Here is a 13,668-nt window from a genome sequence, read left to right on the forward strand (position 1 = left end):
CCGGATGATGAGGAGGGGGCGATCATGGGTCTCAAGAAGGCGGTCGACAAGAGCGAGCTGCTGCGGCTCCAGACGGAGCTGATCAAACTCCAGGAATGGGTGCGTGCGGAGGGCGCTCGGCTCGTGGTCTTCGAGGGCCGCGCAGCGGGCGAGGGGGCACGATCAAGCGCGTCGCGGAAAACCTCAACCCTTGTGCCGCACGCATCGCGGCCTGCCCACGCCGACGGAGCGGGAGCGCAGCCAGTGGTACTTCCAGCGCTATGTAGAGCACCTGCCGGCCGCCGGCGAGATCGTCCTGTTCGACCGCAGCTGGTACAGCCGCGCCGGAGTCGAGTACGTGATGGGCTTCTGCACACCCGTGGAACACCGGCCCTTCCTGCGCCAGTGCCCGGTCTTCGCCCACATGCTCGTGGAAGACGGATCCTGCTCCGCAAGTCACGTACTGGGAGGCGTACTCGCGGGCCGAGGACGATTCCCCGCTTGCCTACGCGGACGTGGCCCTGCCCTTGCCCACCCTGCCGCCCGGTCCGCTTCCACGGCTACGAGCGACCGTCCAAGGAGCTTCAGACCGCCGTGCCCGACCATGCGGCCACCGTCGGGAACGAACGACTGAACCGGGGCGGGTGCCCGGTGGGCACTGCCGGAGGCACCATCAGTGAGGAGCCCGATGTCCGTGCGTAAAGGATCGTCCCTGCTGCCTCCTGGGCTCCGGGGGTACAACCGGTCATGGCTCGGGTGGGACGCGCTGGCCGGTGTCACCGTTGCCGCCTATCTGGTGCCGCAGGTCATGGCGTACGCGGGGGTGGCCGGACTCCCGCCCGTCACCGGGCTCTGGGCCGTGTTGCCCGCCATCGTGCTCTATGCCCTGATCGGTTCTTCGCGCTTGCTGTCGGTGGGACCCGAGTCGACCACCGCGCTGATGACCGCCGTCGCCGTGGGACCACTCGCCGGCGGAGACCCGGGCAGATACGCCGTGCTCGCGGCGGCCCTCGCCGTGGTCGTCGGCCTCATGTGCCTGCTGGCCTGGGCCGTGCGGTTGGGCTTCCTCGCGGACCTGCTCTCGCGGCCCGTACTCGTCGGCTACCTCGCAGGTGTCGCACTGATCATGATCGTCGACCAGCTGCCCAGGCTCACCGGAGTGCGCACGGCGGGTACGGACTTCCTGCCGAAGCTGTACTTCTTCGTCCTGAACCTCGCGCACGTCCACTGGCCGACCGTCTGCCTGACCCTGGCTGTCCTGGCCGTGCTCTTCGTCCTGCCGAGATACTGGCACCTCGTTCCACGTCCCCTGCTTGCCCTGGTGCTCGCCACCGTCGTGGTGGCTGCGTTCGGACTGGACGAGAGGTACGGGATCGCCGTGATCGGATCCGTCCCCTCCGGGCTGCCGCTGCCCGAGCTTCCACCGCTCGGCGACCTGCCCCAGCTGGTGGTCCCGGCGCTGGGCGTCCTCATCGTCGGATACTCGGACGTGATCCTGACCGCCCGGGGCTTCGCCGACCGCGCCGATCCGCAATCGCTGGACCCCAACCGTGAACTCCTTGCCCTGGGAGCGTCGAACCTGGGAGCGGGTGTGCTGCACGGCTTTCCCGTCAGCAGCAGCGCCAGCCGGACCGCCTTGGCCCAGTCTTCGAAGGCCAGGAGCCAGGCATACTCCCTGTTCGCCGTGGTCGCGGTCCTGCTGGTCCTGCTCTTCCTGGGCCCTCTCCTGGCCCACACGCCGAGCGCGGTCCTCGGCGCCATCGTCGTCTACGCCGCCGTCCGCCTGATCGAGGTGGGTGAGTTCCGGCGCCTCGCGGCTTTCCGGCGACGCGAACTGCTTCTGGCCCTGGGATGCCTCGTGGGAGTTCTGGCCCTCGGCATCCTCTACGGCGTCCTGGTCGCCGTGGCACTGTCCGTTGTCGAGCTGCTGGCCCGTGTGGCCCGTCCGCACGATGCGGTGGAAGGCATGGTGCCCGGGCTCGCCGGCATGCACGACGTGGATGACTATCCGACGGCGCGGACGATTCAGGGGCTGCTCATCTACCGCTACGACTCACCGTTGTTCTTCGCCAACGCCGAGAACTTCCGCAGCAGGGCCCTGGCTGCCGTCGACGAACAGGAACCGCCGACCCGCTGGTTCGTCCTCAACGCCGAGGCGAACGTCGAGGTCGACGTCACTGCCCTGGACGCCGTGGACGCACTCCGTCAGGAACTCGAGCACCGCGGAATCGTCTTCGCCCTGGCCCGCGTCAAGCAGGAACTCCGCGAGGACCTGGACGCGTACGGGCTCACCGCCTCGGTGGGCGCGGGTCGCATCTACCCGACCCTGCCCACGGTTCTGGAGGCCTACCGGGCCTGGAGCCGGGAGGCAGGGCTCGAGGAGGGCTGAGCGGGAGCCCTCGGGTCGGGGCCTCCTCCCCCCGCCGGCGCGTAAGGCGGCTCCGGCCTCAGCCTCGGCCACCCGGACGCAATACCGGGGGCCGGGGGATCGGCGAGGGAGGTCCCCGAGTCCCGGGCGGTCTGAGGGCCACCGCCGAGTGCGGGAGTCGTGGCCATCCGGAGCCGGCAGGCGGAACCGGCCGCCCGCCGCGGCCTGCGGTCGGAGGGGCCGGATGTCCCCAGGAAGGGCCATCCGGCCCCTCCGGAACCGCGGTGCCCGTCAGCCAGTGTGAGAGCAGAGCACGATTCCGCCGAGCGAGGAGGCTGGTGGCAGTCATGGGTCCCTACGTGTACGACTTCGCCGAGGGCGGGCGTGACATGGCCGATCTGCTCGGCGACAAGGGTGCCAACCTTGCGGAGATGGCACGCATGGGACTGCCCGTTCCGCCCGGCTTCACCATCACCACCGAGGCGTGCCGTGCCTTCATGGCAACCGGCGAGCCCCCGGAGGATCTGGACCGCCAGATAGGGGAACACCTGGCAGCGCTGGAGAGTGCCTCCGGCAAGAAGCTGGGGCAGGTGGACGACCCGCTGCTGCTGTCTGTCCGCTCGGCGGCGAGGTTTTCCATGCCGGGCATGATGGAGACCATCCTGGACATCGGTCTGAACGACCTGTCGGTGCTCGGACTGGGCATGACCCCCGAGCGGGAGCGCTGTGCCTGGGATTCCTACCGTCGACTCGTGCAAATGTTCGGAAATATCGTCAGGGGTGTCGACGTCACACTGTTCGAAGGCATGCTCCAGCGCGTCGAGGAGGAGCACCGCGTCGTGGACGACTCCCGGCTGGACGCCTGCGACCTCATCAGGGTCGCCGAGTCGTTCAAAGACCTCATCTACGACCGGACCGGCCGCAAGTTCCCGCAGGATCCGCGCGAACAACTACGAGAGGCGATCCTCGCTGTCTTCGCAACGTGGAACAGTGAGCGTGCCCGCCTCTACCGCAGGCGCGAACACATCGCGGACGAGCTCGGCGCGGCGGTCATCATCCAACAGATGGTATTCGGGAATCTCGGCGCGGATTCAGGCAGCGGCGTCGCGTTCACCCATGACCCGGCCACTGGCCGTCCCGGCTTCTATGGTGCCTATCTCTCCAACGCCCAAGGGGAGGATGTCGTTTCAGGCGTCCGCGACACCGTGCCGCTCCACGAGCTGGCCACCCTCGACCCGGCCTCGTTCCAGCAGCTGCGCGCGTACACGGAACAGCTGGAAGACCACTATCAAGACCCGTGCGACATCGAGTTCACGATCGAGCACGGCACGCTGTGGATACTTGAGGCCCGGGTCGGCAAGCGTACCGAGCAGGCGGCTTCAGCATCCCCTCACAACTGATCGATGAAGGTCTCTTCGGTGGACGAACCCCTGGAACGGGTCGACGGTAACGAGCTGGCCCGGCTGGTCTTCCCGATGACCCATCAGGCATGGATCGAGGTGAAAGCCCCACCTGATCACGGTTGCGTTCTCCCTCTGTGGTCGTGGTGATCTCTGCACCGCGCGTACGGGTGGGTTGCCGATACGGCCTTGACTGCTGCTGATGCGGCCCTTCGGGAGCCGGAATCCTGGGGCGGCCTGGACCTGTTGTGCACAACGGCAGACAAGATCCAGCCGTGAGGGACACTCGCACGGTGCGCGCCGCAGTGGTGCCAGCGCGGTTGCTCCGGCGCCTGACGCATCGCCCGACCCCTGCCGACCACCAAGGGCGCGGCCCCGGCGGAGATCTGGCGGCGGCACATCGCACTGGGCGGGGAGCACGTTCAGCCATACCCAACAGGCCAGGGCCGTGGAGACCGTCAAGGTCATCCCTGGGGCGATGCTCGTGGCACCGACGGAACCGCGCACACCGCCCGAGGTGACGGGCGGATCCCGCCCGTCGAAAGCGCAGCGGCTCGAGGGCCCGGCATGGGAAGCCGCGGACTGGTCAGTGGGTTTTAGGGCCGCCGGCGGCATGTCCAGCGCGCAGATGCTGCGCGGGGGGCGTGCGGGTATGGGGTGGGCGCCCTGTCGCTGCTCCCACCGAGGGCCGGGGCAAGATCGTGTGCACGTTCCGATGGGAAGCACATGTCCGAACCGCGTCATGGCGCGCCGTTGTGTCTGGAGTGGGCGAGTACGGCGACCGACCGGGTCCTCGGGGCTTTTCTGGACGCTCAGGCTCGTACGGCGCTGGGACCGGAACACGCGAGCGCGGCGCGAGACATCGGGGGCCTCATCGCCGCAGGCGGCAAGCGGATCCGGCCGCAGTTTTGTGTGCTGGGCTGGCATGCGGCCAGCAGTGAGGGCGAGCCGGAGGCCCTCGCTCGAGCCGCCGCGTCGCTGGAGCTGTTCCACCTCTTCGCCCTGATCCACGACGACGTCATGGACGGTTCGGCCCTTCGGCGAGGCAGACCGACCCTGCACCGTGCCCTCGCCGCCCGCTACAGAGCCCACGCCGATCCTGACCACCTGGGGGTCAATGCGGCGATCCTCATCGGCGACCTGGCCTTCGCCTGGTCCCAGCAGATGCTGCATACCGCCGGTCTGGCGCCGGGCCGGCTGGCGGCCGTCCTGCCCGTCATGGATGCGATGCGTTGCGGGGTCATGTACGGGCAGTACCTCGACCTCCTGGCCACCGGGGCTCCTGAGCCACTCGCCCTCGACGAGGTCCTGGCCGTCGCCCGCTTCAAGACCGCCACGTACACCGTGGAGCGGCCCCTGCATCTGGGCACCGTCCTGGCGGGCTCCGAACCTCCCCTGCTTGAGGCCCTGTCGCGGTTCGCGCTGCCGCTGGGGGAGGCCGTCCAGCTACGCGACGACCTCCTGGGCGTGTTCGGCGCGCCCGGCCGGACAGGCAAGCCCGCTCTCGCCCCGGCGACCAACGTCGCGGCCGTCCGATCGACGCTGGACGGGGCCGATCTCTCGGCGGTTCCCGAGGTGTACGCGACAGTGTGGAGCGGCCTGTTCGGAAATCTGGACCTGCAGCCCGGCGAGACCTCCTGGTGCGCGGAGCGACCTTCTCGCTCGGCCAGGCCGCGGTCAACCTGGCGTCGACTACGGGGCGACCGTCCTCGCCACGACCCGGGATCCGCTGCGGGCGCTCCTGCTGAAGGAGCTCGGCGCCGCCGACGTGCTCATGGTCGACGCCGCGCTCGCCCCGCAGGTCGCGGAGCGGGGATCGGCGTCGACGCGGTGTTCGACGTCGTCGGCAACAGCGTCCTGCGTGACTCGCCGGCCCTGGTCCGGCCGCGCGGCCGGGGTCTGCCAGCTCGGCTTCCTGGGCGGATTCGAGCCCCGACTTCGACCCGATCACCGACCTCCCCAGCGGAGTCCGGCTCAGCTTCTTCGGCAGCGCCTTCCTCCTGGGCGCCCCCGCGTTCCCGCTCACCGGCGTACCGCTGGACGAGATCTACGCCAAGGTCCAGGCCGGTTTCCTGCGGGCCCGTCCCGCCCGGTCCCGGCCGCGGGCGGGATCACCGGGACCATGGGTACGCACGCGGAGCTGGCAGAAGGAGGCGGTCGTCGCTGAAGGCATCCCGGTCGGGTCCGCGGCGTGTGCCTTGATGTCACATGCGCACGTACTCCTCGGTGTCCTCGGCGAAGTCCTTCAGGGCCTGGTCGGTGAGCGTGGGCCGGGTCTGGGCTATGGCCTGCAGGTAGTCCTGCGTGCCGATCGGGATGCCTTTCCGCTGGGCGACTTCGCGTTCGAAGGCGGTTGCGGCGCCCTTGCGAGCGGCGAACTCTATGTCGGCCGGCGTGAACATCGCGCTTGCCTCCACCAGACGGTGCAGGTCGACATGGACGGCCGCGGGTCCGAGGTAGCGCCGCCAGATGGCCGAACGGGCCTCCGGATCCGGCGGACCGACGGGGATGACGTAGTCGAAGCGGCCGGGCCGAAGGAACGCCGGGTCGAGGGAGCGGACGGAGTTCGTGGCGCAGATCAGGAGGCGGTCGTCGTGGTCGCGGAAACCGGGGATCAGCTTCAGCAGTTCGTTGGTGACTCCGTGACTGGGGTCGACAGCCGTACCGGACCGGACAGAGGCGATCTCCTCGACCTCGTCGATGAAGAGCAACACCGTCCCCAGCTCGGCCAGTTCCGTGAACGCCTCCCGCAACGAAGTCGCCAGCCCTCCCTCGTGGGATGATGCAAGCCGGGAGGGGAAGAGTTCCACGAAGGGCCACTGCAGCCGCGAGGCGACCGCTCGGGCGAAGCTGGTCTTGCCCGTGCCCGGCGGTCCGAAGAGGATGACCGCCTTCGGCGGCCTCACTCCGTACTGCTCGGCCAGCGCGGACTGTGCCAGCGGTAGCACGATCCGCCGCTCGATGGCTTCTTTCTCCCGCTCCATTCCGGCGAGGCTGTCCCACAGACCCTCCGGAAGCATCCTTCCCCCGAGTTCCGCGAGGAGGCCGGCGTCGCTTGAGCCGAGGTGTTCGACCTTCTCGTAGAAGACGAGCCCGGCCCGGGAGCGGTATCCGGAATTCTCCAACGCTGCGGTTCCCGTCGCCCCCGGCGCGAGAAGCGCGCCGATCCGGCGGGCTCCCAGCGACCGCAGGCGCCGTTCAAGCTCGGCGATCAAGGAACTCCCGATTCCCCGGTTGCGCCACGTCCCGGCCAGGGCCACCACCATGATCCAACCCCGCTCGCCACAGGCCTGCGCCACGGCGACGCCTACCAGCTCGTCGCCGACCACCGCCACCACGGCCGGTCCTCCGGCCCTGGCTGCGGTCACGACCTCCGAAACGGGGAAGACGGCAGGTGCCTCGTCCGCCTGCTGGTTCTGGTCCCAGATCTGGATGGCGCGGTCCAGGTCGTCGTCGTGGAAATCCCGCAGTCGCCACGTAGGCATCGCAACCACCTTGGTGAAGGAGCCGGGGCCACCGCCGCTCCGCAGGGCAGCGCGGTGCTCCTGGCAACAGATCCATGCTTCATTCTCCGTGTGCGTGCCACTCGTGCGCGCGTCGACCGATTCGGCATGGGGGAGCCGCCGACGACAGGCAGGCTGTCAAATGTGTCGCATGACTGCTGTGCGCAACGGTCGTCACGCCCTGTGCGTGAACGGTTCGGACAGGGCGATGAGGCGCTGGAAGGCGGCGGCTGCGAGGGTGACGGACGCGGCGATCAGGATGAAGCACGGCAGCAGGGGCCAGAAATGGCTAGTAGGCGCCGATCCCTGGCCCGGCGATGAGGTCGGTCCGCAGGGCACCGACTGCGGGGTAGCCGACGAGTAGGGCTACGTGCCAGGGGGCGGCTGCGGTCTCGGTTGCCTTGAGCAATAGGACGGATGCCAGGTAGCCGCCGATGAGCAGCGGGATCAGCAGGAGGCCGGAGACACCGCCGAGACGGTCGTACTTGGGCAGCGGCTTTACGGTCTGCACCGTCAGAGGCCTGCCGAGCTTCTTGGCTGCGTCGCCGAAGGCGGCTTCCAGTTCCACACGCCGAAGAAGCTCTTGGCCGGGACCACGAAGGTCTGGAGCGAAACTCTGGAGTTCACCGCATTGACGACCGGGGACGCGCCGGTCACCCTGAATGGGGTGTTGCGCAGCACGAGCAGTTGGAGCGCGCTGACCAGGCAGAGGGCGAACAGGCTCTGCAGGATCAGCACGATGCCCAGAGCGATCAGGGCCTTCTTCAACACGCGAACGCCCACCAGCCGGCCTCGATCCCTTGGCGCGCACCGTACGCAGGAAGGCCATGCCGGTCTCGCGCACTCGGCGGAGGCTGCCACTCACGAGGCCCCGTTCCAGCCGGGCCGCCACGCATCGCTCCTCTAGGTGCACGTTAGGTCGCGCTCCTGGACGGGCACCTTGGGTGCAGCAGTGTGAACGCGGGTGAGCCGTACGTTACGGATGGCCTGACGGCCGGACCCGTCGAAAAGGTCGGGCCGGGTAATGCAGGCGCTTGAGCCGGTTGCAAACGAACTTCCCAGCCGATCGAGAGCGACCGAAGCGAAGCCGGCCGGGCTGCGCTTGGCATGCGCCCCCAGACGCCAGGCCCACGGCGTTCTCATCCGCGGTGGCAACTGACGCGGCACACGGTTCTGCCGACTTCGGAGAAGGCGGAACCGTGCGCGGGAGCGGTCGGATCAGTTCGCGCAGATCACGGTGAGGCTGCTGGCAGCGGTTGTACGGGAGGGCTCACGGACCCTCGCCGACCACTTGACGGCTCCGGAGACGAACTCGGGGCGTGAGCTGGTCACCACGGCCGTGTTGTAGCCGGCGACGCCACCGCTGAGGGGGGCCTTGCCGCTGGGGCAGGCCAGCGACTTGGCGGTGCTGTTGGGTGCATCGGCCACCGGCAGCTCGACGATCTCGTATCCGGGGACCGGGTTCGCGCAGATCGCGGTCACCGCAAGGCCCACCGTGGCCGCGGAGAGGGACTGGCCGCTCGCCGTCCACAGCGACGGCGACCCCTCCTTGGGGCGCGGGGCAACGCTGACCCGGAGCGCCGGGTCCTTGCCCCGGGTCTCCGCGCCACCGCTCACCACCACCTTCCCGGCCGGGCAGGCCGCCTCGCGCGAGGCCCTGTTGGCCACGTCGGCCGATGGCAGGTTGACTAGCTGGTACCCGGGCAGAGCCGCGCTGTTGGCGCAGAGCATGTACGCGGTGAGAGTCACCTGGGGCTTGCCCACCTGCCGCGCCACCACGGTCCACCTGCTGGAGCTGCCGCCGAGGGTGGGGTGGGGAAGCTGCCGACGAGAACAGCGCCCGCGCCCTGCACGTCTGCGCCGCCGGACACGGCCACCTTCCCCGCCGGGCACTCGAAGGTCAGCGGGGTGAGGTTGTCGACCGCGATCGGGTCGCTGTACAGCATCTGGTAGCCGGGCAGATCCGTCATGGTTCGCTCGCTCGACGTGACGGTCTGCGCCTGCCCCGGCACCGTCGAACCGGTCAAGGTCGCCAGGGCGACCGCGGTCGTGGCAAGGAAACGACGGGGCGGGGTCATCCTCATGAAACAGCAGCTCCTGATCGGGGCGGCCGACCCCGCCCGCTGCTGCTTGCCTGACGCGGTGTAGAGAGCGGGGCAGAGAATCCGGCAGGCGACGGTGACCACGATTCCGGGTCACAGGCCAACTTGTAGTCACTCACGGTCACGCCGAGGAAGCTGGGTAACGCCCTTTCACCCGGTTGGCACTGCACCTTCACCTGCCGAACCCATGCCCCCATTGAGACTGCGCCAGCAGCCAACAGCGCGTCTCTATTCCCGCGCGCGTACGGGCTGCCTCTTCCATCAGGGCGGCCGCTGCCTGAGAATTCGCCGCCCCCGCCGGATGAGGCCACCGCACATCGAATGACGGCAGGCCCGTGCCGAGACGGAATGTGGGCGCGATCCCCATGCCGTATGGAGTCTTTCCACCCGCTATCGCACGGTTCACTGTTGACAAGCATCTGCCATGGCGAGGACTTGCCATCATGATGCCTTCACGTCGGCACTCTCGGGTCGATAGACCCTTGGCATGTCCTCCCCCTCTCATGCTTCCGCCTTCCGGCGCCGGCGCTGGCAGCTGGTCTCGGCCGCCACCGTGGGGCCGCTGCTGGCGTCGGGGCTCGCGGTCCTGCAAGCGCCCGCACAAGCCGCTCCGAGCAAGCCCACCCATCCCTCCCGGTCATCGGCGACCCACAAGGTCACCCTGGTCACCGGCGACGTCGTCACGGTCACCACGATGGCCGACGGCAAGCAGGCCGCCGAAGTCGACCGGCCCGACAGTGCCGTCGGCGGCGTGAAGATCCAGCAGATCAAGGGTGACCTGTTCGTCATCCCGGATGAGGCGGCGCCGCTGCTGGGCACGGACAAGCTGGACCGACGCTTGTTCAACGTCACCGATCTGATCGAGATGGGCTACGACGACGCGAAGTCGGCTGCAGTGCCGCTGATCGCGACATACACCCAGTCGAAGTCCCGTTCGGCCAGCGAGCCGACGGCCCCTCGGGGCAGCAAGGTGGCCCGCCGGCTCAAGGGCATCGGCGGTGCCGCGCTCAGCACCGAGAAGCGGCAGGCCCGCACTTTCTGGAGCACCGTCGCGCCGCAGGGCAGCCCGTCGCTGGGTGAGGGCGTGGCGAAGCTGTGGCTCGACGGTCGCGTGAAGGCCAGTCTGAAGGAGAGCGTGCCGCTGATCGGCGCGCCGGAGGCCTGGGCAGCGGGGTACGACGGCAAGGGCGTCAAGGTCGCGGTGCTCGACACCGGCATCGACGTCAACCACCCCGACTTCGCCGGCCTGATCGACGGCACGGCGAGCTTCGTGCCGGGTGAGGCCGTCACCGACGTCAACGGTCACGGCACCCATGTCGCCGGCACGATCGTCGGTTCGGGCGCCGCCTCCGGCGGCGACAACAAGGGCGTCGCGCCCGGCGCCGACCTGTTCGTCGGCAAGGTCCTCGGCGGTGCGGAGGGCTCCGGCCAGGACTCCTGGGTCATGGCCGGCATGCAGTGGGCCGCCGAGTCCGGTGCGGACGTCGTCAACATGAGCCTCGGCGACTCCTACCCGACGGACGGCAGCGACCCCATGTCGCAGACGGTGGACGCACTGTCCGCGCAGTACGGCACGCTGTTCGTCATAGCCGCCGGCAACTCCGGCCCGGAGAGCATCTCCGCGCCGGGCGCGGCCGCCTCGGCGCTGACCGTGGCCGCCACGGACAAGCAGGACCGGCTCGCGTCCTTCTCCAGCACCGGTCCGCTGGCCCACTCCGGCGGTATGAAGCCGGACATCGCGGCTCCCGGCGTGGACATCACCGCGGCCCGTTCGCAGGAGATGACCGGCGGTGGCGAGGGCCTCTACCGCACCCTCAGCGGCACCTCGATGGCCACCCCGCACGTGGTCGGCGCGGCGGCGATCCTGGCCCGGCAGCACCCGGACTGGACCGGCGCGCAGCTCAAGGAACACCTGATGAGCACCGCGAAGGGCCTGGACGGCGGGTACTCGCCGTACGAGGTCGGCACCGGGCGTCTCGACGTTGCCGCCGCCGTGCGCACCACGGTCCGCGGCACCGGATCGCTCTTCTTCGGCAACTACACATGGCCGCACGAGCCGAGCGACGCCGCCGTCACCAAGGACCTGACCTTCACCAACACGGGTGCCGCCGACATCACCCTGAACCTCGCGCCGTCCGGCGGCGGCCCGTTCGCGCTGGGAGCCACGAGGGTGACCGTCCCGGCGCGCGGCACGGCCGCCGTCCCGGTGACCGGTGACCCGAAAGCCGCGGCCGCCGGCCGGCACGTCGGCTACGTGACGGCCACCGACGCCGCCACCGGGCAGCCGGTGACCCGCACGTCCGTGGCGCTGCTCAAGGAGGAGGAGCGCTACGACCTGAACATCAAGCTGGTCGGCCGGGACGGCAAGCCCGCCGCCGGCTGGGTCACGGTCAACCTGGCCGGCGACTTCTGGCCCTGGTCGCTCTACGTCGACGGCTCGACCACCATGCGCATGGCACCCGGTACGTACACCGCCGCGGGATACCTGGACGTGGCGGGCGAGAAGGCCGACCGCTCGGGTCTGGCCGTGCTGGTCGACCCGGAGACCGTGCTCAAGGACCGCTCCGCGGACGTGGTGCTGGACGCGAGCAAGGCACGCCTGCTGCAGACCGAGGCGCCGCAGCGCACCGAGGACCGACAGCGCAAGGTCGACTTCAACGTCCACTACAAGGGCCTCGACCCGTTCACGGACTACCGCAGCGCGTACGTGCTGCCGCTCACGTACGACGACGTCTACGTCGCGCCGACGGAGCCGATGGAGCAGGGCGAGTTCATGCTGACCACCCGCTGGCGCAAGGGTGAGCCGCAGCTCGGCCTGAGCACGTCGGGCGGCCGGCTCCCATTCGATGCACTCGTGCAGGCGGGCAGCTCCCTGGGCACCGCCCGCGACACGCTGGACGCCGTCTACGCGGGCAACGGCGCGACGGCCGCGTACAAGAAGATCAAGGCCAAGGGCAAGGTCGTCGTCATCGACCGCAGCGACGGGGTCTCGCCCCAGGAGCGCACCGAGGCCGCGGTCGCGGCCGGTGCGAAGGCGCTGATCGTGGTCAACGACGGTGTCGGCGGGCTGATGGAGTACGTCGGCGAATCGAACATCCCGGTCGCCACCGTGCACCGCGAGGCGGGCAAGGCCCTTGTCGCGATGGCCAAGGCCGGCAGCCACAAGCTGACCGTGGAGCAGACGGAGTACACGCCGTTCGTCTACGACCTCACCCGGGAGTACCCCGGCCGGGTTCCGGACCGGGCCCTGGTCTACAAGCCGACCAAGGACGACCTCGCCAGAATCGATGCCCGCTACTACTCGGCCACGGCCGGCCGGTCGGCGGAAGGCTACCGGTCCGACTTCACCCTCAGCCCGTCGGTCAACTTCCCCGAGCGCGAGTGGCACCCGGGCACCCGCACCGAGTGGGTGACCCCGGGCCAGGGCTGGAGGGAGTTCCACGCGCAGGGCGTCGACACAGCCCTGCCGTGGGTGATGGTGTCGGGCGACAACACGTACGCCAAGGGCAGCACCACCCGGCTGGACTGGTTCGCTCCGGCGACCAGGCCCGCCCAGAGCGAGTCCTTCGGCGTGTACAACTCCCGCTGGCAGGACCACATGACCTGGAACGTGCAGGCGTGGGCCTCAGCCAGCGACACCATGCGGCTGGGCGGCTTCCTGCAGTGGGGAGAGACGCCGACCCACCTGCAGGTCTTCCAGGGCGACAGGCTGATCCACGACAACCCGCACAGCACGGACATGCAGTGGGTGGAGGTCCCGACGGGCAACCTGCCCTACCGCGCGGTCCTCGACGCCGAGCGGCCCGGTGACCTCTTCCGCCTGTCGACGCGCACCCACACGGAATGGACGTTCATGTCCGACACCGTCGACTCGGAGTTCTTCGAGCCGTTCCCGGTGCTGAACCTGGACTACGCGCTGGAGTCGGACCTGCACGGCGACGTCAAGGCCAACGCGACCCAGGAGATCGCGCTCAAGCCGGTGCCGATGGGCCTCGGCACGGTGCCGGGCACCGTCAAGTCGGTGAAGCTGGACATCTCGTACGACGACGGCGCGACCTGGCAGAAGGTGACCGTGACCCGTGGCACCGGCGGTCGCTGGACGGGTTCGTTCAGGACGGCCAAGAAGCCCGGCGGCTTCGTCTCGGTCCGCGCGAGCGCCGAGACGGACAGCGGCTTCAGCGTCAAGAACGAAATCATCCGGGCGTACGGCCTGCGATGAACCGCACTGTCGGGCCCCGGGGCGGCGACGCCCCGGGGCCCTTCGCCTCGCACCTCCTCCCACCAGGGACTATTCAGGGTCTGCCACCATGGCGGAT

8 protein-coding genes and 2 pseudogenes are annotated in these 13,668 nt (G+C 69.4%); 5 read left to right on the top strand and 5 right to left on the bottom strand.

Annotated features, from left to right (window positions below; translation table 11 throughout):
- Window positions 1-24: 24 nt before the first annotated feature.
- From OG472_RS37335 to OG472_RS37350, 4 genes and pseudogenes are all read left to right on the top strand, one after another.
- A pseudogene (locus OG472_RS37335) lies at window positions 25-597 on the top strand (polyphosphate kinase 2); the annotation flags it as partial.
- Between the two features lie 70 nt (window positions 598-667).
- A complete protein-coding gene (locus OG472_RS37340; protein ID WP_405942592.1) occupies window positions 668-2,368 on the top strand; it encodes a SulP family inorganic anion transporter in 1,701 nt (566 codons plus the stop codon).
- Window positions 2,369-2,694: 326 nt separating this feature from the next.
- Window positions 2,695-3,822: pseudogene (locus tag OG472_RS37345) on the top strand (PEP/pyruvate-binding domain-containing protein); the annotation flags it as partial.
- A gap of 651 nt (window positions 3,823-4,473) precedes the next feature.
- Entirely contained in the window at window positions 4,474-5,949 is a 1,476-nt protein-coding gene (locus OG472_RS37350; RefSeq protein ID WP_405833450.1) for a polyprenyl synthetase family protein, read from the top strand.
- A 2-nt stretch (window positions 5,950-5,951) separates the two neighbouring features.
- Here OG472_RS37350 and OG472_RS37355 read toward each other — a convergent pair whose 3' ends face one another.
- The 5 genes from OG472_RS37355 to OG472_RS37375 form a co-directional block, all read right to left on the bottom strand.
- Window positions 5,952-7,232 (bottom strand): ATP-binding protein, encoded by a 1,281-nt coding sequence (locus OG472_RS37355; protein WP_401605731.1) that lies wholly within the window; start codon window positions 7,230-7,232, stop codon window positions 5,952-5,954.
- A gap of 307 nt (window positions 7,233-7,539) precedes the next feature.
- Window positions 7,540-7,818 (bottom strand): hypothetical protein, encoded by a 279-nt coding sequence (locus OG472_RS37360; protein ID WP_405942593.1) that lies wholly within the window; start codon window positions 7,816-7,818, stop codon window positions 7,540-7,542.
- Window positions 7,764-8,033, bottom strand: coding sequence for a hypothetical protein (locus tag OG472_RS37365; protein ID WP_405942594.1), 270 nt, complete (start codon window positions 8,031-8,033; stop codon window positions 7,764-7,766). The genes OG472_RS37360 and OG472_RS37365 overlap by 55 nt, the downstream gene beginning before the upstream one ends.
- A gap of 435 nt (window positions 8,034-8,468) precedes the next feature.
- Entirely contained in the window at window positions 8,469-8,999 is a 531-nt protein-coding gene (locus tag OG472_RS37370; RefSeq protein ID WP_405942595.1) for a hypothetical protein, read from the bottom strand.
- Window positions 8,996-9,334, bottom strand: a complete 339-nt coding sequence (locus OG472_RS37375; protein ID WP_405942596.1) for a hypothetical protein — start codon at window positions 9,332-9,334, stop codon at window positions 8,996-8,998. The genes OG472_RS37370 and OG472_RS37375 overlap by 4 nt, the downstream gene beginning before the upstream one ends.
- A 505-nt stretch (window positions 9,335-9,839) precedes the next feature.
- On the opposite strand from OG472_RS37375, the gene OG472_RS37380 reads away from it, so the two are divergent.
- Window positions 9,840-13,571 (top strand): S8 family peptidase, encoded by a 3,732-nt coding sequence (locus OG472_RS37380; RefSeq protein WP_405942597.1) that lies wholly within the window; start codon window positions 9,840-9,842, stop codon window positions 13,569-13,571.
- The last annotated feature ends 97 nt before the right edge of the window (window positions 13,572-13,668 follow it).

It is taken from the genome of Streptomyces sp. NBC_00207, from assembly GCF_045160965.1.
Classification (GTDB): domain Bacteria; phylum Actinomycetota; class Actinomycetes; order Streptomycetales; family Streptomycetaceae; genus Streptomyces.